Origin of the sequence: Paenibacillus sp. FA6 (genome assembly GCF_051550225.1) — a bacterium.
Classification (GTDB): Bacteria; Bacillota; Bacilli; order Paenibacillales; family Paenibacillaceae; genus Paenibacillus_AQ.
Genome location: NZ_CP188820.1, coordinates 5,929,319 through 5,954,085, shown reverse-complemented (window position 1 = coordinate 5,954,085; position 24,767 = coordinate 5,929,319). Strand labels below are relative to the sequence as shown.

The 24,767-nt window shown below is 40.0% G+C and carries 20 protein-coding genes; 3 read left to right on the top strand and 17 right to left on the bottom strand.

The features are described 5' to 3' along the window. Window positions 1-3: 3 nt before the first annotated feature. The 8 genes from ACP8HI_RS26795 to ACP8HI_RS26760 form a co-directional block, all read right to left on the bottom strand. Window positions 4-339: an STAS domain-containing protein gene (locus ACP8HI_RS26795; RefSeq protein WP_438349107.1), complete on the bottom strand. Its 336-nt coding sequence runs from the start codon at window positions 337-339 to the stop codon at window positions 4-6. A gap of 123 nt (window positions 340-462) precedes the next feature. Next, window positions 463-2,109, bottom strand: coding sequence for a response regulator (locus ACP8HI_RS26790; protein ID WP_438352009.1), 1,647 nt, complete (start codon window positions 2,107-2,109; stop codon window positions 463-465). Between the two features lie 17 nt (window positions 2,110-2,126). Beyond that, the gene (locus ACP8HI_RS26785) at window positions 2,127-3,005 is read right to left on the bottom strand and encodes a CheR family methyltransferase (protein WP_438349106.1); all 879 of its coding nucleotides are present in this window, start codon (window positions 3,003-3,005) and stop codon (window positions 2,127-2,129) included. 29 nt (window positions 3,006-3,034) lie between these two features. After that, the gene (locus ACP8HI_RS26780; RefSeq protein ID WP_438349105.1) at window positions 3,035-6,718 is read right to left on the bottom strand and encodes a response regulator; all 3,684 of its coding nucleotides are present in this window, start codon (window positions 6,716-6,718) and stop codon (window positions 3,035-3,037) included. After that, window positions 6,715-7,884 carry a PP2C family protein-serine/threonine phosphatase gene (locus ACP8HI_RS26775; protein ID WP_438349104.1) on the bottom strand — a complete coding sequence of 390 codons (1,170 nt, stop codon included), beginning with the start codon at window positions 7,882-7,884 and terminating at the stop codon, window positions 6,715-6,717. Before ACP8HI_RS26775 ends, ACP8HI_RS26780 begins: the two co-directional genes overlap by 4 nt. A 260-nt stretch (window positions 7,885-8,144) precedes the next feature. Then, on the bottom strand, window positions 8,145-8,483 hold the full coding sequence (locus tag ACP8HI_RS26770) for a general stress protein (RefSeq protein ID WP_438352008.1): 339 nt from the start codon (window positions 8,481-8,483) through the stop codon (window positions 8,145-8,147). A gap of 77 nt (window positions 8,484-8,560) precedes the next feature. Continuing rightward, on the bottom strand, window positions 8,561-9,103 hold the full coding sequence (locus ACP8HI_RS26765; RefSeq protein ID WP_438349103.1) for a hypothetical protein: 543 nt from the start codon (window positions 9,101-9,103) through the stop codon (window positions 8,561-8,563). Between the two features lie 57 nt (window positions 9,104-9,160). After that, window positions 9,161-9,643, bottom strand: a complete 483-nt coding sequence (locus ACP8HI_RS26760) for a DUF948 domain-containing protein (RefSeq protein ID WP_438349102.1) — start codon at window positions 9,641-9,643, stop codon at window positions 9,161-9,163. Between the two features lie 265 nt (window positions 9,644-9,908). Here ACP8HI_RS26760 and ACP8HI_RS26755 point away from each other — a divergent pair, with 265 nt between their 5' ends. Beyond that, complete coding sequence (locus ACP8HI_RS26755) at window positions 9,909-10,073, top strand: DUF1328 domain-containing protein (RefSeq protein ID WP_438349101.1); 165 nt, start codon at window positions 9,909-9,911, stop codon at window positions 10,071-10,073. A gap of 112 nt (window positions 10,074-10,185) precedes the next feature. Here the strand turns inward: ACP8HI_RS26755 and ACP8HI_RS26750 are convergent, their stop codons facing one another. Further along, window positions 10,186-10,755 (bottom strand): hypothetical protein, encoded by a 570-nt coding sequence (locus ACP8HI_RS26750; protein ID WP_438349100.1) that lies wholly within the window; start codon window positions 10,753-10,755, stop codon window positions 10,186-10,188. Between the two features lie 123 nt (window positions 10,756-10,878). Here ACP8HI_RS26750 and ACP8HI_RS26745 point away from each other — a divergent pair, with 123 nt between their 5' ends. Continuing rightward, window positions 10,879-11,064, top strand: coding sequence for a hypothetical protein (locus ACP8HI_RS26745; RefSeq protein ID WP_438349099.1), 186 nt, complete (start codon window positions 10,879-10,881; stop codon window positions 11,062-11,064). A gap of 223 nt (window positions 11,065-11,287) precedes the next feature. Here the strand turns inward: ACP8HI_RS26745 and ACP8HI_RS26740 are convergent, their stop codons facing one another. The 6 genes from ACP8HI_RS26740 to ACP8HI_RS26715 form a co-directional block, all read right to left on the bottom strand. Next, window positions 11,288-13,054 carry a cache domain-containing sensor histidine kinase gene (locus ACP8HI_RS26740; protein WP_438349098.1) on the bottom strand — a complete coding sequence of 589 codons (1,767 nt, stop codon included), beginning with the start codon at window positions 13,052-13,054 and terminating at the stop codon, window positions 11,288-11,290. Between the two features lie 16 nt (window positions 13,055-13,070). After that, the gene (locus tag ACP8HI_RS26735; RefSeq protein ID WP_438349097.1) at window positions 13,071-14,651 is read right to left on the bottom strand and encodes a response regulator; all 1,581 of its coding nucleotides are present in this window, start codon (window positions 14,649-14,651) and stop codon (window positions 13,071-13,073) included. Between the two features lie 144 nt (window positions 14,652-14,795). Beyond that, entirely contained in the window at window positions 14,796-16,469 is a 1,674-nt protein-coding gene (locus ACP8HI_RS26730) for an extracellular solute-binding protein (protein WP_438349096.1), read from the bottom strand. 97 nt (window positions 16,470-16,566) lie between these two features. Beyond that, window positions 16,567-17,460 (bottom strand): carbohydrate ABC transporter permease, encoded by an 894-nt coding sequence (locus ACP8HI_RS26725; RefSeq protein WP_438349095.1) that lies wholly within the window; start codon window positions 17,458-17,460, stop codon window positions 16,567-16,569. Window positions 17,461-17,490: 30 nt separating this feature from the next. Then, window positions 17,491-18,456 carry an ABC transporter permease gene (locus tag ACP8HI_RS26720; protein ID WP_438349094.1) on the bottom strand — a complete coding sequence of 322 codons (966 nt, stop codon included), beginning with the start codon at window positions 18,454-18,456 and terminating at the stop codon, window positions 17,491-17,493. 256 nt (window positions 18,457-18,712) lie between these two features. Next, window positions 18,713-20,338: an ABC-F family ATP-binding cassette domain-containing protein gene (locus tag ACP8HI_RS26715; RefSeq protein ID WP_438349093.1), complete on the bottom strand. Its 1,626-nt coding sequence runs from the start codon at window positions 20,336-20,338 to the stop codon at window positions 18,713-18,715. A gap of 331 nt (window positions 20,339-20,669) precedes the next feature. Between ACP8HI_RS26715 and ACP8HI_RS26710 the strand changes: the two genes are divergently transcribed. Next, entirely contained in the window at window positions 20,670-21,806 is a 1,137-nt protein-coding gene (locus tag ACP8HI_RS26710; protein ID WP_438349092.1) for a virulence factor, read from the top strand. 72 nt (window positions 21,807-21,878) lie between these two features. On the opposite strand, the gene ACP8HI_RS26705 is transcribed toward ACP8HI_RS26710, so the two are convergent. Together ACP8HI_RS26705 and xylB are read right to left on the bottom strand one after the other, a co-directional pair. Beyond that, window positions 21,879-23,015 (bottom strand): transglutaminase domain-containing protein, encoded by a 1,137-nt coding sequence (locus tag ACP8HI_RS26705; RefSeq protein WP_438349091.1) that lies wholly within the window; start codon window positions 23,013-23,015, stop codon window positions 21,879-21,881. A 197-nt stretch (window positions 23,016-23,212) separates the two neighbouring features. Continuing rightward, the gene (xylB, locus tag ACP8HI_RS26700; RefSeq protein WP_438349090.1) at window positions 23,213-24,709 is read right to left on the bottom strand and encodes a xylulokinase; all 1,497 of its coding nucleotides are present in this window, start codon (window positions 24,707-24,709) and stop codon (window positions 23,213-23,215) included. Window positions 24,710-24,767: the final 58 nt, after the last annotated feature.

Genomic DNA, 24,767 nt, shown 5'->3' with positions numbered 1-24,767 from the left:
CTATTAGGAATTCTCTTTGGGTTCAAAGAACTTGGCAATCCCCGTCATATCAAATAATTTCTGAATTTGCGGGGGGACTTCTTGTACAATAAATTTGGAACTCATACTATGTCTTACCTTTAGGATAGATAATAATATCCCTATACCCGTACTATCTATATACTTCAATTCCTTCAAATCGATAATAAGATCAACGTTCGAATCTCCTACCAATGGCTCCATAACTAGACGAAATTCTGGAGAAACAGATAAATCTAGTTCACCAGAAAGGAAAACCGTACATGCACCATCGCTCGATTCTACTTGAGCATTAAACTTCTTACTTTTATTTGTATTCATAGACACTCTCCCCTAAAAGTAGGTTTAGACTTCCAATAATATAACCCTATTAAATGATATTTGAAACAAATCGCTTTCAAATAGATATTGTTAATTATAACTTTATTACAGATAAATTCCTACTTAATTAAGAGCGGACCGATTCTGATAGAGAGATAATATTTGTTGTATGCTACTCATTTGCAATGGTTTACTGATATAATTGTCCATCCCTGCCTCAGAACAACGCAGTTCAATACCCTCCATAACATTAGCTGTCATAGCAATAATAATAGGTTGCCTTTTTGTTAATGAGATGGATTCACGTATCTTCGCTGTCGCTTCCAACCCATCCATCACAGGCATTTGTAAATCCATGAATATAATGTCGTATCCCTTGTGATTCTTGACCATATCTACGGCTTGCAAGCCATCTTCGGCTATGTCCGCAGACAGTCCCATCTTATATAGCATACTTACCATAAGTTTCTGGTTCACAGGATGATCATCCACAATTAAAATGCTAGCCTCTAAATGCTCTCTTTTAGTTACAGGTAGACCTATACTATCTTCAAAGCATAATTTACGCTCATCATCATTTAAATACCGAGCAACAATACTAAATATAAAGGTGGCACCCTCTACACCCATCGATTCAGCCCGAATTTCTCCACCCATCATTTCAACCATAGATTTACATATTGCAAGACCCAATCCTGTACCTCCATACTTTCGGTTCATGGAAGAATCAAGTTGAGAGAAAGGTAGAAACAATTGGTCCAGCTTATCATTTAAGAATCCAATTCCAGTATCCTTCACTGTAAACTCGAGTGTAAGATGCTCCTGATTACTTTGTTGAAGAGACACTACGAGATATACCCCACCCTGACTTGTAAACTTTATAGCGTTAGAAATCAAATTAATAAGCACTTGACGAAGTCGGTTCATGTCACCGTATACAACCTGAGGGATATCTTCATCCATAAAGTAATCCAACTCTAAGTTCTTCTTACCTGCTTCCATAGCGAAAAGACTGAATACTTCTTGCACACAGGCCTGCACCTCAAATGGATGTTCTTCGAGTTCCATCTTCCCCGATTCCATTTTGGTGAAGTCTAATACGTCATTAATTACGGCGACAAGAGCATCTGCGCTCTTTCGAATGATTTCAGAATATTCCTTTTGCTCTTCTTGTAATTCAGTCTCCATTAACAAATCAATCATTCCAATGACACCATTCATAGGTGTCCGAATTTCATGACTCATCATAGCTAAGAACTCTGTTTTAGCATTGGCGGAAACTTCTGCATCTTCCTTCGCCTGAATCAGTTCCTGATTTATTTTTTCTAATTCACGAGTCTTTTGTTGAAGTAGCATCGTTTGAGTTTTATATTTCTTATTGGTCAAATACATTTTAACAAAGCCCTCAATTTTAGATTTTAAAATTTGTGGGATAAATGGCTTGACCATATAATCTATAGCTCCAGCGGAGTAACCCGCGAAAAGATGTTCCGCCTCTTTACTGTTCGCCGAAACAAATATGATTGGAATTTCCTTCGTCTTATCTCTAGCTTTAATTAACTTTGCAGTTTCGATTCCATCCAATCCAGGCATTTGCACATCCAAAATGATCACAGCAAACTCATTCTTCAAGAGGCATCTCAATGCCTCTTCTCCTGATGTTGCCTTTACAAGAACATATTGTTCACTCTCGAGTACAGCCTCGAGCGCGAGCAAATTTTCTGGTCGATCATCTACTAAAAGGATATGAATCGGTTCAAGAAGCCCCAATATTCCCTCCTCCATTCTCATTTTATTTTACGATATATTTTTTCCACACGGTCCAGTGCGTCATATGAGCTTCCGTACTTTGTGTATTGAATCGATTCCTTCGAGCCCAGCACAAGTATCCCAAATCGGTTCAGACTCTCATGAAACAACCCATGCACACGATCTCTAAGCGTATCATTAAAGTAGATCATCACATTTCGGCATAGGATAACATTAAACTCATTAAATGAACGATCTGTGGCTAGATTATGTTCTGCAAAAATCATATTTTTTTGTAAAAACGGTTTGAAAATAACAGAGTTATACTTTGCTGTGTAATATTCCGAAAATGAACGAGACCCACCAGCCTCAATATAATTATTCGTGTACAATTTCATTTTCTCAATACCGAATATTCCTGTCTGTGCTTGCTTCAAAGATTGGCTATTCATATCCGTCGCATAAATACGGGTCTTATCATAGAGTCCTTCTTCATAAAGGAGAATAGCCATAGAATACACTTCTTCTCCAGTAGAACATCCTGCATGCCAAATACGAATATATGGATAAGTACGAAGTATTGGAACTACGTTCACTCGGAATGACTTGAATAACTCCGGGTCTCTAAACATCTCCGTAACAGGAATAGATAAACTATGAACTAAGCGATCAAACATTAAACGGTCGTGGAGCACTTTCTCCTGAAGTGCAGAAATATTCCTCAAGTCATATACATTTATAAAATTCCGTATTCTCCTCTTTATAGAAGGTGTTGCATAATTTCTGAAGTCGTGACCGTACATTCGGTGCATCCCATCCAACAACAGTTCTAGCTCTATATTCTCTCTCTCCGTGTCTACCGGGTCTACCAGGTCGGCTATTTCATGTTCATCCTCTCGACCATTCCACGTAGTCATGACATTACCCACTTCCCTTTTATTACCTGTTACGAATACAACCATACGCGCATTAATGAAAGAAGTTGTTCTGTTTGTATCGGCTTTTTGACATAATCCGAAGCACCAGCTTCAATACATTTAGAACGATCCTCTTTCATTGCCTTTGCTGTTAATGCAATAATAGGCAATCTTTGAAGTCTCGGGATCTGCCTGATCTGACGCATGGCCTCATATCCATCCATTTCTGGCATCATCATATCCATTAAGATCAGATCAAAGTCTGGTTGTTCATCTAGAATTTCCAGCGCTTCTCTTCCGTTCTCGGCAAATACAACTTCCATATGATAACTTTCCAGTACACTAGATAGAGCAAAGACATTCCGAATATCATCATCGACAAGTAATATTCTTTTATTCTCAAAAAGTGCCTCTTTATTATGGAGTTTTTGTAATATTTCACGTTTATCCTCTGGCATGTTCGCTTCAATCCGATGTAGAAATAATGTTGTCTCGTCTAGTAATCTTTCGGGCGATCTCACATCTTTAATAATAATGGACTCCGTATATTTACGTAGAGTCATCTCTTCTTTGGAATTTAATTCCTTACCCGTATAAATAATAATTGGTAGATCCTCTAACTGCTTGTCGTCCCGAATCTGATCAAGAAGTTCAAATCCTGTCATATCCATAAGCATTAAATCCAACACCATACAATCATATTTTTGTTTATGGAGTTCTATCAATGCTTCTTTACCGGATGAGGTAGCCGTAATAGATACATCATCGTGATTAATAAATTCAACAATCGCATTACGTTGTATTTCATCATCCTCAACAATCAACAATTGCTTTAGAGAATTCTCAGTATATGATTCAATATACGAGAATGCCTTTTCAAGCGCATTTTTAGAAGTTGGCTTCTGAAGATATGCAATAGCACCCATCCTCAATCCCTGCCTCACCTCATCAACAACAGATACGATGTGCACCGGAATATGTCGAGTTAATGCTGAGTTCTTCAGCACACCAAGGATTGACCATCCATCCATGACTGGAAGTTGAATATCTAGAATAATAGCATTAGGAAGATACTGCTGTGCCATCTTTAAACCTATGTCTCCTTGTGTAGCAAGTAGCGCCTTGAAGCCTCGATCCCTTGCCATCTCAATCAATATTGCTGCAAACTTCAAATCATCTTCAATGATAAGCAAGACTTTATCCTGATCTTCAATGAAATCACGATCATCCTTTATCGGGGCAATTGTCACTTCTTTCAATTGCAGCTTCATGTTGCTTATGAAATTTGTATCTCTACTTTGAATGATGCTAGTCATGGATGGTTCTGACTGGGAGACTGCTGCCTCCTTTTCTCCTATGAATACTTCATTGGAGGAATCTATCGGGAGATATAGTGTGAAGCAGCTTCCTTCCCCTTCCTTCGATTCAAGTCCAATGTAACCTCCAAGAAGACTCGCTAGCTCTCGGCTAATGGAGAGACCTAAGCCAGTACCACCATATTTGCGGCTTGTTGTGCCGTCTACCTGCTGGAATGCTTCAAATATTAAATCTATTTTATCGTCTGGAATGCCAATTCCGGTATCACTGACAGATAAAGCAATGTATTCTACATCCTTCTTAAGATGACTAGGAAGCTCGCTTGCTTGTACTCGATTCATACTAAAGCTAATATAACCGCTACTTGTAAATTTAAAGGCATTCGTAAACAAATTACGAAGAATCTGCTTCACCCGATGTCCATCTGTTACGATTTCATCAGGTAGGTCATCTCCATATTGAACATTAAGAGTTATTTGGGATTTGTCTGTTAATGGAGTGAAATTCCGTTGGATAAACAAATTGATATCCTCAGGACTTATCGTCTCCTGATTAATTTCCATCTTACCAGCATCAACCTTAGATAAATCCAGAATTTCGTCAATCATTTTGAGCAAATCTGCACCCGACATATAAATAGTCTGGGCGTATTCTATTTGCTTAGCCGTGAGATTTCCCCCTTTGTTCTCAGTCAATAACTGTGACAAAATGAGTAGACTGTTAAGCGGTGTTCGTAACTCATGCGACATATTAGCTAAAAATTCAGATTTGTATTTACTAGTAATGGCGAGTTGTACAGCCTGCTGCTCCAATTGAGTACTTGTCTTCTCAATTTGAACATTCTTTTCTTCCAACTCTTGCATCTGATCTTTCATTGTACGAGTCTTAGCAACCAACTCCGTATTATATTGTTCAAGCTCCTCTTGCTGACCCTGTAATAATCCCTCAGATCGCTTAAGTGCTGCTGTATGTTCTTCCAAATGTTCATTAGAACGGCGTAAATCTTCTTGCTGTGTTTGTAATTCCTCTGATTGGCACTGTAATTCTTCCGTCAAAGCCTGTGATTCTCGCAACAATTGCTCCACATTCATCCGACGGCGAATATTGTTAAGAATAATGCCTAGGCTACTGGTAAGCTGATTCATTAATTGTCGCTGCAGTGGTGTAAATGCTCCGAAGGAAGCTAGTTCTACTACACCCAATAGTTCATCTTCAAACAAAATTGGATAGATCATCAGACTTATAGGCGATGCATTCCCAAGTCCAGATTGAATCGATAGATATTGTTCAGGAACTTCTTCAATATATATTGGCTTCTTATCCAATGAACTCTGACCCAACAATCCTTCTCCAATATCAAAATAGTCTTTGGTTAATACATCCCCTGAACCAGCATAAGTTCCATATTTAAATAGCCGATTTGGCAGTTTATCTTCTCCTTGAATATATACCACGCCGTAATGAGCTCCCAACACGGGTGTGAATTCACTAATAAAGGTTTGTGATATCTGCTCCAATGTATTAACCCCACGCAGCAACTGCGTAACTTGGCTCGTATGAGAATTAAGCCAATTTTGGTCCTTCTGAGCCTCTAGATAGCTTCTTTCAATTTCTTGCTTTTCCTCTAGGTTCTCTGCCATTTCCTTAAATACACGTGCTACTTCACCAATCTCATCCTTAGAGGTTACTTTCAATCGACGAATTGTTCTCATACGACCTTTTCCGAAGCTAGTTATCATCATATTAACAGTATCAAGGCCCCTGGTAATACCTGGGACAATCCACATAATAATACCCAATCCTAGAAAAAGTCCAGCGACCATGATGGTCGACGTTATTTGAATGGAACGCTTATATGCGGCATTAACATTGCTCATCTCTTCGTCAACCATTCGATCCTGATAAGAAGCCAGTTCATTTAAACTATCTAATGCTTCTATCTCTATAGGAAGCCCCGTCGTAACTTGGTACTCTTTTGCTTCCTCAATCTTTCCCTTAGACAACAATTCTAATTCTTTTTGTTCAAATGTAACAAACTGCTCCCAAGCCGCTTCTACACGGTTCAGCATTTGTTCTTCCTCTACACTTTTACTAGTATTTATTATTTCCCTTAAGCGAATTTCCGCCTTGGTCATCGTTGATTCTAAATTTTGTTGATCCTCAAAACTGAGGGGTGGATTCGTTTCTTTAAGGAGTATATTCGCTAATTCGCGAGATGCATTATTAACTTCACCACGCATCCCACTCGAATTTCGTACCTTTATATATCTTTCCTCATAGACTTGATTTAATTGCGTATTCATATAATTCAAGCGATCAAATCCGACCATCGTCATGATGAGTAAGAGGACCATCATTGAACCAAATCCAAGCAGTAATTTTGTTTTCAATTTCATTCTGGCACCTCCCCTTCTTTAAGCGAGATCCATACTAAACATTTATCATCATCTCGTTCTTGTTGTAATTCACATTTAAAAAATGCTTGTTCCATTGCTTCTTCATCCCAATCATGATTACCTTCTAAATTTCTAAGCAAAAAAGCCATTTGTTCATCATGATCACCTACAACGATTTCCATCAATCCGTCTGTATATAATGCTATGTGACTATCCCCTTCATAATTAAAAGTTCCCTGCTGCACTTCGATCTTATCAAATAGCCCTACAGGACAGCATACTTGATGCAACATGACTGCACTTTCATTCCCTTGGAAGAAGAACGCAGGTGGATGCCCCGCATTAACATAGTCAATTCTCTTCATACGTGTGTCTACTACTAAGTAGATCGCCGTGAAATAATACTGTAAGAGTTCATTCTCAATATGCAACTGATTAATACGCCTATTGAGTTCTTGAATGACCAGCTCCGGCTGCACAAACGTTGTAATCGTATCTTTTAATACTGAAGCAATGAACATACAGACTAGCGATGATGAAATACCATGCCCCATCATATCAAGCAAAATAATACCGTATCGGCCATCCCCAAGTGGATACCATGCGTACAAATCACCAGCCAATTCTTCTGAGGGCTGATAAAGAGCGTGCACTTCAAATAAATCATCTTCAATAGGAGGACTAAGGACCGCATTCTGAACCAATGCAGCTAATCTAAGTTCCTCCTGTATCCGTTGATCCCGCTCCTTATGCCAATCGTTCTCCTTCTTCAACCGTAATGCCAGACGAATCCTGGCCATTAGTTCTACTTTATTTATCGGTTTCGTAACATAATCCACCGCTCCACTATCTAGCGCCTCAGCGAGTTTTTGGGAATCTCCAACTGCAGTAACCATGATAATTGGGATATCCTTAAGATGTGTGTAATGCTGGATAATGCGACATGCTTCGATACCATCTATTTCAGGCATCATCATGTCTAGAAGAATCAGATCAATATTGACCTTCTTAGGTATAACCTCGGCAGGTTGATTACCAATTCCTAGAATCTCGAACATCTCTTTAGCAGATAGGGCCCTAACGGTATCCACATATCTTTCTTTCTTGAGAATCTCACGTATAATAATGACATTCGTAGGATTGTCATCTACAATTAATATGGTCATAGTTCGCTCCTTTGGTTCAATTGATAATAACGAAACCATTCGTCATATAAATATTTACATACTATATTACTATATACTAAAACTGCGATTGTTTTAGAGGAAACTTTATATATATATGATGAATTGCTAGTAGGATTGTATATGTTACGTCATTGATTACTCCAAAAAATATAGATAAGGAATGGGTAGTATTCCCACTCCTTATCTATATTTAAAGTGCATATACATGATCAATAACAACCTTTTTGTTGTCGTTCGATTTATCTTTTAGCAATGACAAGAACTTTACCAAGATCTAATTCCTTTTCATAGAAATTAGCTTCTGCATCTGTAAATCCTAAAGAGGTAATTTTAGCTCGAAGTTCATCGCCACGGGAACGAAACAAATTAGCGATTGAATCAAATACCCCTTCCTCTTTAATTCCAATCTCATTAGCATCTGATATTTCTGCAATTCGATCCGTTCGGTCTACATCATGTGCCAATACAAAAATATTATCGTACACATAACCTAAACTTTGTAATTGTCTAACCTCATTTACTGCCTGAACACCATTCTCGACAACTTTAGCATAAGATTTTAATTGAGCTGAACCCATTATCTTCACACTCCTTAAAGTTTCTGCTTCATTTCTTTATTACCCGGAACGACTGTGGTTGAAACTCACCATCGACTTTAGGTAGATGTTTCATCAAAGAAATCGATACTTTGAATGGCCCCCGTTAATGGATCGTTAAAAACTTTAATAGCTTGATCTCCCCTTATGTATACCTCTCCATCTTCGGCAATAAATTGAGGTACACCTAAGGCTTCAGTAATCTTCTTCCTACTCATCGTAATATCATGACCATTCACTCTAAAGCTTCCTATGGAAAAATCCACATGAACATAACTTACCCAATCGTCGCATATACCAATTATTTCATCCTCATATTCATAGTCCGTACATCCTAAAAAGGGAATCTCGTTTATTTGTAAAGGCTCCCCCTTCTTATGAATAACATCTTTTATATGATCCTGTAATGAAATATCATTAACCGTTTCAAATTCATCACTTCTTGGTAATGGCTGAAGTTGAATGTTCTCAGTAAACACTTTTAGAAAAACTTTATGTATTGTTACTGGAGTAGAAGTATTAGTAATATTCAAATCCATTGGGGAGCTAGAAAAGGGAGAAACCAGTCCTAGTCCTAGCATTAACATCATAACTTTCAACATGTTTCTCACCCTTTCTGATTACCTTAGTGGATTTCCGCACATTTTAAATCCGCCTTATCAACGAAATTTCCGCCATACTTCGGCTGCAACATCAACGTACTTCACCCAACTTGGATCTTTAGAGTCCTTAGTCCCATTTACTGCTGCATAAGATTGAATTGTCCGTTGTTCTGCGGTATTGGGTTGTACATCCAAAGGTGCAGAAGACTTTGTCTTAGGCTTTTTAATTTTATCCATAACCGTACTGGATAGTTGCTTAGCTGCAAATGTAACCTCACTTAACACCTCGCCAAGATTGTGTACAGACTCCATCACCGGGTCCATTTGTTTCATTTTCAACTGTAAATCCGTCGTGATATCATTAGCCTGTCTGACGGTTTGTTTTACTTCATAACCCAATTCCTCAATCGTCTTCTGAACTTCCTGTAGAGTCTGAGTTGTTTTCTCTAATGACTTGGTAGCTGCCTTTAAGGTATTGATAAGAAATACAACAAGTACAGCGAATGCAACAGCTATAATCACTACACTAATTTCGATCATCGTAAATGTCTCCTCCTGTATTTATATTGTTCAATACTGTTAATTACCCAGTCCCTAAAAAGACGAAACAAGAATCGACTAGGTGGAACCCGCCATCCGAATGATCACGATTCAGATTGTTTCACTCTCTTCCATCAAGGTTAATTACCGAATACAAGGATGTGGCGAGCACATCGATCACCGTAAAGTTTCTCTTAATCCTTATGAAGGAAATAAAGAAAATATCACGTTAGACTAATTATGAAGAAAGATAAGGTGATTGTACATGTTAAAATGGTCCGTAATACTGCTAATTGTTGCGGTGGTTGCTGGAATCTTCGGATTCCTCAATATCGTTGCAGCAGCAGCTTCCATTGCAAAGATACTTTTCTTTATCTTTATCGTACTGTTTATTATTTCACTCTTGACTGGACGTTCAAGAACTCCATAACCGATGTGAACTATTATGAGGTAGACCATTAGAGAGATAAAAGTAAAGGTCTGAATATCATAGATCTCCAAGTTGCTAATTAAGAAATTTGGGGTTCTATGATATTTGTGAGTTACTTAGAATCAAGTAAAAGTTGAGGTATCATTAACCAGTCAATTTTAAAAATAAGTACTATGCTATCCGTTTTAAATTCAATATGATCCACTTCTACAAAGTTAGGGATATGTTCTTTTAGAGAAACAGAAATGGGTAGTAAAGACCACCATGAAGAAGGAATGTACATTTGTCTAATCCTTGTCGATCTGTGCTCTAATATCAGGTCACTTCCATTGGATTCCATATGAAAGTTCAACGTCACTCCAAATGGGATCATGCCCCACTTGCCATTCAAATGAGCACGCAACTCTTGTTCGTGGATAATAAACTCTACTCCTGTAACCTTTACCCCTTTATCTTGAGTGTTTAGATACTCTATCACCTTTTTCTTGGCGAGATTATTCATTTCCCCGTTTGTTAATTCAACTTGAGGTTCATGATTCTTCAACATATTCCACACTTTAACTTTCAGATCCACTTGCTCGTAGTTCATAGCTAGTTGTTTATCTGGTCTAATGTAGGCTACAACTGCCACAATCAGCACAATAACCAATAAACAAAATATGAAAAAAAGCCGTCTAATCATTCGCATAATTGCCCCTTCTCAATAATAAATTTGTCTTTAGCGAAGCCCTTGTACACACTTCCCCTTGTGGGGATAATGGAAAACGATTAGAATGAATACACAAGCCCAAAGGGAGGATATTACATGAGCGATAATACCGAAGAAAAAAAGGTCAGTCTGGCTGATGCCATTCGAAAAAAACTAGAACAGAAGAAACAGCAAGCTTTCTCAGGCCAACAAGGTGTCTTTCAGGCTGGTTCTGCCAAAACATTAAAAAATCAGAACAATAAAAAGCCTCCTAACCAACGTCGACGTACGGGTGGCTCATAACTCTCTTTCTCAAGCAGAAACGCTTTGCCGTCCTTTTTCAAAGGCGGTATTCGTCTCTGCCGAAATATAAGAAATAGAGTATCAAGTAAAACTTATGCTTTCTTATATTTTTAAATAGACATAATATGAAAAAGATGGATCCTGAACTTATAAGGATTCATCTTTTTTCAATAGCAATACATAAACAATCGATTTAAGTTATATTTAGACGTCCCCTCAAGCTTTAAGAAGTCTTCTCAGGAAGCTGAGCCGGAATTACGATTTGTACCGTGGACCCCATACCCGGTCTGCTACCAATCGTTACTCCATACTGTGAACCAAAGTGAAGCTGAATCCGGCTATTCACATTGCGGATGCCGTAACCTGTGTTCAATCCCTCGACAGGATCAAATATTTCTTTAATTAATTTTGGAGACATCCCAATGCCATCATCAATGATTTTAAATATAATATTATTATCTTCCCATTTCCCCACAATACGAAGATGAATCGTATTCCCAAACCATGCATGCTCAAATGCATTCTCGATAAATGGCTGTAATATTAATTTAACGGTTACATATTTAATAATCTCGGGATCAATATCATAGTAGATGGTTACCGCATCCCCAAACCTGGTGGTCTGAATGTCAACGTAAGCCTGAGCTTGTTCCAATTCACTTCGAACAGGGATGACGGTACGTCCCTCGTTCAGAGAAAGCCTATAGAACTTAGCCAGATCTAGAACCATGCGCTGTAGCTTGTCAATCTGACCGAATTTAGCTAATCTGCTAATCGAAGAAAGTGTGTTATACAGGAAATGCGGATTAATCTGCGCTTGGAGCGACTCCAACTCTGCCTCCCTTTTCTCAATTTGTGTCACATATACTTGTTCGATCAGTTGATCAATATTATGTCCCATTTCATTAAGTGCCAGAGCAATTTGGGAGAATTCATCCTTGCCCTTATAACCCATACGCTTATGTAAATCCCCTTCACGGAATGCATTGAGCACCGATACAATTTTGGTCACCCTGATGGAGAAATAGCGTGAAATAAACATCCCTGCAATAGTAAACACTATCAAACAGAGGAAACAAATCAGAATCACGAACAAACGTACTTTCGCAGAGTCCCTTTCCATAATGGTCATAGGAACGTATGCCACCAGCTCCCAGGATGGTCCCCTCATCGTTTCCTTAATACTCATATACCGCTTGTCCTCAATCGTGTCATATGAGAAATCACTCGATAGTATACCTGACTGATACATGACTTTCCCATTCTCATCCTTAATGGCCAAGATGCTCCCCTCGCCAATCTTACGATAATCAAGCGACTGGAAAAGCTCTTCGATGTTGACACTGAGTCTCATAAAGCCAATTTCCTTCAAACTCAAAGGGGTAACGTTATCTACTAGCCGGCGAAGTAGTGAAATGCGATTGAACTCATTATCGCGCTCCACCTGTTCCCACAACATCGTTCCCCCATATTCCTCCTTCGGAAAATTCCGATACCACGACTTATCCTTGATCCGCTTTAAATGATATAAATTATAGTTACGTTCTAACCTATCTGGATTGTCTTTCTTAAACGAACCCAAATACACTTCAGGAAGACTATCATTAGCCAGAAATAGGTACATCGCTATATTTACACCTGTTGCATCGACGGCAATATCAAACTTTGGCATAATGATCTTCGTCGTCCGTTCATAGCTATCCCAGCCCTCATCATAGTTACGAAGCTGTGTAATTAAAGAATAATCCTGATACAGCATCGACGATACTCTCTCTACATCACCCATCTTGTATTCGATATTGTCCCGAATTTGTAACAACGTTCCTTGAATATTGCTACTAGTCTGCTTACGGATAGAATCCTGATACATAGAATGGGAGAAGAACCCAATGGCGATAACCGGTATAATAACAAATACAAGATAAGTAAGCATTAATTTGTACCCGAAAGGAATATACTTCGGCTTCTTCTGCTGATTTGGTGTTAGCATCTCATTTCCTCCGTAGTTATTCTCTTTTGCGGAAATCCATTGGCGTCATACCGAAAGCTTCTTTAAATTGTTTGCTGAAATAAGGAATATATCGGTATCCTACCTGATTGGCAACTTCATATATTTTCACAGTCGGGTCTTTAAGCATCTCACGTGCCCGTTCCATTCTCATGCTAGTCAGAATCTCACTGAAGCTTTTACCAACCTCTTCTTTGAATAAATGTCCTAAATAATTAGGTGAAAACAAAAATTGCTGGGCAATAACCTTTAAAGTAATGTTCTCTTGCATCCGTTCGGTTAAAACAGTCATAATTTCACGAATTAACTTGCTATTCTTTGAGTTTTCTCTGTGGCGTATCTTCTCCGAAATTTCAAATACTTTGCGAACGAGCCATGAACGGATATTCTCCATAACCTCAAATTTCAAGACGATATCAAGACTATGAAGCTCCATCCCCAATATTTCGAATAAATCCTCATCTAAGGTATGTAAATATTGATCCAGCTTAAATATGATATACATAGCCAGATTATACATGGTAAATCTAGAGCGAAACGTTGATACGGTTTGAAATAAATTCTCAATCTCATCATGAATACCTACTAAATCATAGTCAGACATGGCTTTAAATAATGCATCCAAACGAATATCCAGTGTTCTAACATCACTTAACTCTGGTGCCCGGCGGACGTCCTCATAGTTGATTAAATCACCTTTCCCAAAAAATATGGTACCATCCAAGGCTTCAAGAGCCTGCTTATATGAATTCGGGAGCTGTGACACATCATCGACTGATTCTCCTAGCCCAATCGTCACTGAAAAGGATAATTTGGAGGTCACTTTTTCAAATAATTCATAGAGACTATCATTTATCGCTTTGCCTTGCATCACAACTGCTGCACGTTGTCGCGATAGCCTGAAGCAATGCCCACCTTCCTGACCAAGAATCACTTCATTGATTTCTTGTAATAGCATTTCAAGCTTCTGCCCTGTGACAGTTTGTGCATCCCCCAACGACATCCGTTCTAGATCATCCATTTCCAGCACAGCTACGCGAAGGGGTCCCGTAAGCTTATCCAGACCATAGGATACGGCAATCTTTGCCATACCATCAGACCGTTCCCACGTTATCTCCCCTTGAAGCAAACGAACCAAAAGATCATTCTTCGCCATCGGCTTCATATGATTATATTGTTCTTCCTCTTCCTTGCGTCTCTCCTCTGTTTCAAGGTCCTGAACAATTTGCTGCAACGATGAAATGAGTTCATCATCATCCATAGGCTTCAGTACGTAACTGCATGCCTTCATAGACAAAGCTTGTTTAACATAATGGAAGTCCTGATAACCGCTTACAAAAACAACTCGCATGTCCGGTTTTCTATCAATAGCGATCCTAGCAAGCTCCAACCCAGACATATTCGGCATGTTCACATCGGTAACGAGGATATCGATAGACTGCTTCTCCATGACTTCACAAGCCGCAAATCCATTATTTACAGCTCCCACCACTACGAGGCCCAATTCAGACCAAGGAATAAATTGTTTCATTCCCTCTAAATCAAGATGCTCGTCATCGGCCAACAACACTTTATACATGAATTCACACCCCCCTAAAAGGCTTATCACGTTCTAACGCTAAGTATACCTTCTCTAGCATTATTTGGAACGTTAAGTTTCCAACCATCAGTATCTAAAAGAGGGGACCCCCTGTTTCTGGGTCCCCTCAATATATTTCACTTATTATTGACCTTTAATTTTCGCTTGATTCTCATGCCATCTTACTGCATAGTAATCAAGTACTTTTTGGAATCCAACGTTCATTGTATCATCATGTGCTTTATCCAGCATAGCTAACGCTTCCTCGTCTGTCTTCGCATACAATGTCTGTGCTCTAACCTTCAGCCAGATATCTTTAGCGCTTTGGAACGCTATACCTTCTTCACTTTCTGGCAGTGGGAATAGATTGATGTATTCTGTTGCATCACCTTGCGTTTTCCACGTAATTTCATACTGCCAGTAAGTCGACCAGTTACGTTCATTTTCTTCTAATGTTGCTTCGAATTTACCCTTAATATCATCAACAAACACCGTATTACCTACCCACATTAATGGGTCCATTTTAGTCTGATATTCAGCCAGTTCATTCTTTTCCGTTCTATACTTATCTGTGAATTTCGGAGTTATACCATCAGCTTCCACTCCATCCCAGAACTTACCTTCAAGTCCCCACATTTGTAGAGACATTCCTTCATTTCCTGTCCACCAATCCAAGAAAGCGAATACTGCTTCTGGATCTTTAGCGCTTTTCGTAATAACAGCTGCGTTCCAACCAAGTTTATTATAAGTTCCTGGATAAATCTTGTTCTTATCTAGACCAGCCTTGTGGATTGGCCAAACCATAAAGTAACCTGCATCAGGATCTTCATTCGTCAGTACAGAATGTGCCTCCATTGCAAAAGTAGTCGGGTTAGTAGATGCATATACTGCTACGCTTCCGTTGTTGAGTTTCTCTTGAACTTGATCGCGTGTTTGCGTCATCGCGTCTTGCGTCATTAACTTCTCACGGAACAGCTTCGCTGCGTAAACAATCGATTCTCTGAAACCTTCATCTTTGTAAATTGACGTCATTTTATCGCCTTCTGGTACTGCAAAATATCTTGTGAAGCTAAAGTTATCTTCTTTAAAAGCTGAGTATATCTGATCGATACCTTGACCTTCTTTTGCTAAGTCAGTCTCAAATGGAATTACTTTCGGATATTTCTCTTTGACTATTTTCAAATAAGCATACAGATCTTCTGTCGTTTCCAATTTCGGTGAACCTAGTTCATTGTAAATTTTCTTATTTACAACCCAACCAGCATTTCCGTTCGGACGGTTCGTATACCAGTTAGGAAATTGATAAATCTTCCCATCCGGTGAACGTAGCATATCAAGCGCCATCGGATCTAGCCATTTTTTCAAATTGGGATACTTGTCGAGGTAGTCATCAAATGGTACGAGCATACCGGCTTCACGTAAACGTTCCACATCGGATCCGCGTTCACCCCAAATGATATCTGGAAGTTCGCCGGAAGCAATCATCGTATTCAGCTTCTGAACGGCATTTCCTCCGTTTGGAATTTCTGTAATGGTAACCTTCTTTTCATTTTGAACCCAAGCCGTTACTTCATCATTTCCCCACTTAGGCATTGTGTACCAGTCATAGTTACCGTACAACGTAATCTCTAGTGGATCCTTCCCTAATTCATATACCGTAGCTTGAGGCTCCTCCACTTTGGTCTCTGGCTGGTTACTCCCCTTGTTCGTTTCCTTGGGTGCTTGAGCATTTCCGCCATTACCGGAACATCCGATAATTAAAGACAGGACCACCATGACTGACAAGACGCTACCAAACAACTTTCCTCTTTTCTTCATCCTCTTAATATCCCCCTTCGATTCCATTATTTATGTTTAAAGCGCAAGGCTCCAAACGATGATTAAACCAATCCTCATTGTAGCCGTACTATGACTGCTACTCTTTCAGAGAACCGACAAGTACCCCTTTAACGAAATACTTCTGTACAAAAGGGTACACCATAACAATGGGCAGCGTAGCTACCATCATTGTCGCCATAGATAAAGACTTACTCGTAATCGTCCTAGCCTTCTGCATATGCGCCAATGCTGCCGCATCCATACCAGACGTCTGTTCAGATACGATGTTAGACGCCAATATTTGCTTCAAGATGGTCTGAATCGGCATCAATTCATCTTTAGAAATGTAGATGCTGGCTAGGAACCATTCATTCCAATGCGACACGGCTGTAAATAACGCCAATGTAGCAATGACAGGACCGGATAACGGTAATACAATTCGGAATAATGTTCCCCAATTTCCGCATCCATCCATCTTTGCAGATTCTTCAAGCCCAGCAGGTAATCCCTGAAAGAAGGTACGAAATATAATCATGTTCCACACGCCAATAAGCGAGGGAATAATGAATATCCAGAATGAGTTCATCAGTCCAAGATTACGCATCAATAGGAAGGATGGAATAAGACCGCCAGAGAAATACATCGTAATAATACACAGAATCATATAGTATTTACGCCCTACTAGTTCTTTCTTTGACATGCCGTATGAGAAAATAGCTGTTGCTAAAATGGCCGTTACAGTACCAACCACTGTACGCAAGACAGATATATAAAACCCTTTCATTAAACGTTCATCCTGAAAGACAATGGCATAGTTCTCTAATGTGAATTCTCGTGGCCAGAGTGTGATACCACCTTGTGCGGTATCTAATCCCTGATTGAATGAGATCACAAGCGAATTCAAGAATGGATAAAGTGTTGAAATGGCCAACACTATGAGAAACGTATAGATGAAGATAACCATCAGACGATCGCCTAAACTGTCACGCATCAACATGCACCCCTTTTACTTCTGTCATATTTACCATAAGCTGTTGCCGGATCTCTTAGCTACATAGTTAGCCATCGTGAGAAGACCTACACTAATGATAGCTTTGAACAGGCCAACGGCAGTAGCATAGGAATATCGGTAATTGTTTATCCCGACACGTATGACATAAGTATCAATGACATCGGACACATCTCTAAGCGCCGGATTGGATGCTAGAATGAGAATGTCTTCAAACCCAGCACTCAACAGGTTCCCGATGGCTAGAATCATGAAGATTGCAACAACAGGCATAATTGATGGAAGCGTTATCAGATATATTTGTTTTAAACGACTTGCTCCGTCTATTGAAGCTGCCTCATATGTACTAGGGTCAATCCCCGCAATGGCTGCCAGATAAACAATGGAACCAAAGCCAATCTCTTTCCATACGTTTGTTGTAATTAGAATAGTTCTGAAATATTCCGGCATAGATAGAAAGTTAACTGGTTCTTTAATTAGATTTAGCTTTTCTAGTAGTATATTGATGCTACCATTATCTGTAGCGAGCATGGAGCCTACTAGTCCGCCCAGGATAACCCAGGACATAAAGTGAGGCAAGTAAGTAATGGTCTGCACAATTCGTTTGAATTTTGCTTTTCGGACTTCGTTAAGCATTAAGGCTAGAATGATCGGTGCAGGAAATCCAATACCAAACTTCAGTAAACTGATCACAATCGTGTTCTTCATAATCAACATAAAATCTGGTGAATTAAAGAAATAGATGAAGTGTTTGAATCCGACAAAAGGACTACTAATGAAGCTGCTGCCTATTTTATAATCCTGAAACGCAATCATAACCCCATACATGGGAACATAACTGAAGAGTAAAATAAGTGCCAGAGCTGGAAGAACCATTAACTGTAAGTCTATTTGTTTGAAAAATGTACTCACTATATTTCTCGGTGGCCGTAAAGGTGGATTGGGTTCCACCACTTTATTTACGGAAAGCTGTGCCATGTCATATCCTCCTCTGTGTTTTCCGACTAACGTAATCTTACAAAAAAACACTTTATTTTACTATCTGACAGATCAACTAAATATGATACTAATCAACAACACTAATCAAAGATGCTTCATACGAGTGATGAAGTCGATATTGCTGCTTATCTAACTCTCAGAGAATAAGTAACTCCCTTTTGCGATTAAACACAAATGACCCGTAAGTGGTCACTTTTTTCAAAGTATCCAACTTACGGGTCACAATTCTTCTTGATTATGCTTCTACCGGGTACATCTGTTCACGCAGTGCTTTTACTTCTTCATTCTCCAAATATTCATCATAGCTCATCGAGCGATCGATAATTCCAGTTGGTGTAATCTCTATAATCCGATTAGCAATCGTTTGTATGAACTGATGGTCATGGGATGTAAACAGAATCGTTCCATCAAAATCAGTAAGTCCATTATTGAGTGCTGTAATAGATTCCAGATCCAAGTGATTCGTCGGTTCATCGAATATAAGAACGTTAGCACCATTTAGCATCATCTTGGCTAACATACAACGTACTTTCTCTCCACCTGAGAGGACGCTCGCTTTCTTCAAAGCCTCTTCCCCTGCAAATAACATACGTCCCAAGAATCCACGTAGGAATGTTTCATCTTGATCTGCTGAATACTGACGTAGCCAATCTACCAAGTTCATATCCACGCCATCGAAATAACGTGAGTTGTCTATAGGGAAATAGGCTTGAGTTGTCGTAATTCCCCATGTGTATTCACCTGAATCCGCAGGTTGTTCATTCATCAGAATGTCAAACAGCGTTGATTTGGGAAGACTGTTCGGACCAACCAGTGCAATCTTGTCACCCTTGTTGACTACAAAATTCACATTATCCAGCACTAATTCTTCGTTACCTGATTTGCCTAGGCCTTCAACTGTAAGAAGTTGCTTACCTGCCTCACGTTCTGGTTTGAAATGTAAGAACGGGTATTTACGGCTAGATGGACGAATATCATCTAACGTAATTTTCTCAAGCTGTTTCTTACGTGAAGTTGCCTGTTTAGACTTCGAGGCATTCGCTGAGAAGCGTTGAATAAAGGCTTGTAGTTCTTTCACCTTCTCTTCTTTCTTCTTGTTCGAATCCCGTGACAAACGTAAAGCAAGCTGGCTTGATTCGTACCAGAAGTCATAGTTACCTACGTACATCTGAATTTTACCGAAATCAATATCCGCTATATGGGTACATACTTTATTCAAGAAGTGACGGTCATGGGATACTACGATAACAGTACCTTCATAATCCATCAAGAAGTTCTCTAGCCAGCCGATCGATTCAAGATCCAAATGGTTGGTAGGCTCATCGAGTAGCAAGTTATTTGGACGACCAAACAACGCTTGCGCCAACAATACGCGAACCTTCTCGTTACCACTGAGTTCAATCATCTTCTTATCGTGAAGTTCACGTGGAATACCAAGACCTATTAAGAGTGCTCCCGCATCTGGTTCTGCATCCCAGCCGTTCAGCTCTGCGAATTCCCCCTCTAGCTCACCAGCACGAAGACCATCTTCTTCTGAGAAGTCAGATTTAGCATATAGAGCATCCTTCTCTTTCATTATTTCGTATAGACGAATATGCCCCATAATAACAACTTCGAGTACAGGGAATTCATCATATTCATAATGGTTCTGCTTGAGTATTGCCATACGTTCTCCTGGTGTCATATGAACATCACCTGAGTTCGCTTCAATCTCTCCTGATAAAATCTTCAGAAATGTTGACTTACCAGCACCGTTCGCTCCAATAAGACCGTAACAATTGCCTGGTGTGAATTTTATGTTTACATCTTCAAAAAGTGCGCGCTTTCCATAACGAAGAGTCACGCCGCTTGTACTGATCATGAAATAATCCATTCCCTTCAAATTTAGCTATTTACATTATACCACAAATGTGTTGCCTAATCTAAGTCTAATCCAGACCCTATTATTTTTTATTAAGTTGAAAATGAGGTAAACTATTCTAATGAGAGTTCAATAAGTCAACTTTTCAGCATCGAGAAGATTGGATGAAGATAGGGAGTGAGGAGCGGAGCGTAGGCAGTACCTACGTGAGCACCGGAAGGACCGGCTGAATTCAATCTTCGATGTCGAATACGCCTCCTGATAACCTTCGTGATCAAAAGATGACTTTTTGAACAACCTCTTTAAAGATAAGAAAGGATGTGCTGATCATATGAAGATAACCTTTATAGAACCAACACCAAGCCCCAATACAATGAAGCTCCATTTGGATGAAACTATAGAGACGGGGTTACGGAAAACATATACGCTGGATAATGAACGTTCTGCCCCAGCATGGATACGGGAAATGCTCCATATCCCAGGTGTCAAAAGCGTATTCCACACCACTGATTTCGCAGCACTTGAACGTAAAGGTAACGCTGATTGGTCAGCTATCTTAGGTGAGCTACAAGAACGACTTGGACAAGATGGTCTAACTACGACATGGTCAGAGGTTGATACCGAATCGGGACAACACTACGGTGACGCTGAAGTTCTTGTACAATATTTCCGTGGCATTCCCATGCAGATTCGCGTAAAGGCTGAAGGTCGCGAAGAACGTATTGCTCTTTCTGAGCGATTCACTCAGGCGGTAACGGCTGTTGCCATAGCAACCATGATTAAGGAACGTAAGCTTTCTGATTATGGTGTTCGTTATGGTGAATTAGAGGACATTGCACGTGAAGTAGAGCAAGAACTTGAAGCAGCCTATCCTCCCGAACGCCTTGAAAAGGTCATTCAGCAGGCCATTGCACATGGAGCTAGTGACGAAGAATTTATGGAGAAACGTATAGAACTAAGTGATCAAGAGCTTGAAGATGCTCTTCAGAATAGTGATTGGCGTATTCGTTATGCGGCACTTGACGGGATGACACCATCAGATGAACGAATCCATTTCATTAGAACTACACTTCACGATGCCAAAGTGGCCATCCGTCGTCTTGCGATCATCTATCTTGGAGATCTTGGCTCTTCAGAAGCGATGGAGCTATTATACGTTGCCCTTAAGGATAAGTCCGCGGCTATTCGTCGTGCCGCTGGTGACACATTATCCGACATCGGAGATGCGAAAGCCACTCCAGCGATGACGGAATCATTGAAGGATAGTAGCAAAATTGTTCGTTGGCGTGCGGCTCGATTCCTATATGAAGTAGGAACTGAATCGGCACGTGCAGCTCTAGAAGCTGCCGTGGATGACCCCGAATTCGAAGTCAGTCTACAAGCGAGAATGGCTCTTGAACGGATCGAATCTGGCGAAGAAGCCGCTGGGACGATATGGCAACAGATGGCCAAGCGAACTCGATCATAAGAAATACTAAACAGCAGGTCAAGGATAACCTTGACCTGCTGTTTTCTGTGCATCAGTCTCTTGTATCCTTACTTATTTCCAAGTAACATACACCTTCAGATCACCGGTCTCTTCAAAGGGACTATGTTGATATGAGATTCCCTTAATATCTAACGAATATAAGTATTGAAGCTCATCAATCAATGCAGACTCACTACCTTGAAATCGAAATAGTAGCGAATGGTTACCTTGTTGTATCATTTCCTTTGCCTTAGCTATCAATTGCTCCGTTGAGGTTACAATCTCACTTTTCTCATACAACTGATATTGAAGATCCTTCTCCAGTTTTTTATAAAAAGACGACTTACTTCCTCCTTGTTTAACAAGTGTGGACAACGTTTCCCTATATAATATTTCTGCTGCTGGATAAGGCTTGGTCCAACTGTGATCCTTACGCATTTGCTTATCATTGCGTAAATAGTATCCCGTACTTACGATATTCTTCTGGTCCGGGACCGGATCATCCCAAGTCGTATCCAAATGGTACCAATTACCCGACACTAACACCAAATTCCACGCATGCAACTGACTCTTTTTGCTACCCTCAGGTGTGGCAGTTCCCTCGACAATTCTATTCTGGATTCCCGCTTCCTTCAACATTTTATAGGTCAATAGGGAGTATCCCTGACAAACTGTACTCCCCGTGCTTAGGCCATCATAGGCGGTATATTTCTGTAATGTCGTATCATACTTCAAATGGGTAACAATCCAGTCATGGATTACTTTCACTTTCTCATGATCATTCATGCCAGGAATAATAATCTCCTTCAGCACATTCTTCACTGTATTCTCCACATAAGCCGTTTCTTGAGCTGTTTCGCGATAACTCAGTTTCACACTTACATCTGCTGCATTAGAGCTCCCCCGGTAGGAGTAACCATAACTTGCAATCGTATAATTAATATATGGATCGCTCTCCATCGCTTGATCCAATGCCTGTTTCAATTGGTCTTTAAGCGAACTCGTCTTACCTTTATATGTAAACTTAACATCCACTTGATGCCCATTCATTGCTGTTAGTAGAACTTGCTGAATATCACTTACCGATCTCACGACCATAGATTTAGAAGCCGCATATGCTAGTTCAAAGTCAACGGTAGACGGAACAGCAACAGCCATCAGGGTACCGATTATCAGTGCTTTAACGAGCCGTTTGCCGACTATTATCATGAATACCCTGCCCTTCTATACTTATTTCACACACACATATTGTAACATAGTATGCTTACTAGAACGTCATGAGTACCATTATATATATGCTTCAATTATCTAAAAATACATCTAACGATACCAAACACAAAAAGCCGCCATTCCTCTTCATTTAATAGAAGGAGAATGGCAGCAACCAGCCCATTTATATAACTAAATTACTGACGAAATGCAGCTAATTTATCATTCAAATCACGAGTTTGTCCGTACACTTCTTGGTAAACACTGAATAATTTCTCATATACAGCCACTGTGTCTGGATTCGGTACATATGACTTGGCAGTTCGTAAGAAATGCGATGCACATTCTTGAAGAGATGGGAACCAACCACTTCCGTATGCAGCAAGCATGGCTGCTCCCATTGCTGGTCCTTGTTCACTTTCTAGCTTCAGAATCGTCGCATTGAAAATGTCAGCCTGCATTTGTAGCCAATTCTCATTCTTCGTACCGCCACCAATGGAGATCACTTCAGATATCGTCTTCCCAGACGCACGTAGAATATCAATGGATTCCTTCAGTGAGAACGTAATTCCCTCCATCACAGAGCGAGCGAAATGTGCACGTTTATGTCCTGCGTCCATTCCTATAAAACTACCACGAATGTTCGCATCTGGATGCGGCGTACGTTCACCCACGATATATGGCGTGAAGAGCAAACCCCCACTACCCGCTGGGATACTGTCGATTCCCTCAAGCATTTGATCGAAAGTGAGATCCGCTGCGAATGTTTCTTTGAACCACTGCAGACTATAACCAGCAGCCAATGTAACACCCATAATGTAGAATGCATCTTTCTCCCCATGGTTAAAGAAGTGAACTTTCCCTTCGAAATCCAAATTCTTACGTTCTTCATAAGAAAGAATAACTCCCGAAGTACCGATGCTACACATCGTCTGACCTTCACTTAGAATACCAGCGCCAATGGCACCACAAGCATTATCCGCTCCACCTGCAAATACCTTCGTTGTTGGAAGCAATCCAGACTTCTCAGCGATTTCAGGAAGTAAGGTGCCCACTAGGTCGAAGGATTCAACCAACCGTGGACAAATGGATACAGGCAGGTCGAATGCAGTCGCAATCTCTTCGCTCCACTTCTTACCAGCTACATCAAGTAATAATGTTCCTGCGGCATCAGAGTAATCCATAGCATAGTCGCCTGTTAAACGGAATCTTACATAATCCTTAGGTAGTAGGAATAATACTGCTTTCTTAAGGACTTCTGGTTCATGCTCTTGCACCCACAGAATTTTGGGTAAAGTGAATCCTTCCAAAGCCCGATTGCGTGCAATTTGTAGAAGATCGGCACCTAATACCTTCTCAATCTTACGGCACTGTGGAGTCGTACGCGTATCATTCCATAGAATAGCATTACGAAGCACTTGTCCAGCATCATCAACCAATACTAACCCGTGCATCTGACCTGAGAAGCTTAGTCCTTCTACTTCCGAAGGCTTCACGCCTGAGTCCTTCATCATTTTGTGAAGAGAAATAAGAGTCTTGTCTACCCATTCTTCAGGATCTTGCTCACTATAACCAGGCTTTGGTTGAAGTAAAGGATACGCTTCCGACACTTCGTATACCACACGGCCTTCGCGATCTACAAGTACTGTCTTCACAGCGCTTGTACCCAGATCAACCCCAATAACATAACTCATAATACCCCTCCTATGTGGAAATGAATGAATGGATGAATGATAAAAGAAGACCGCCGCC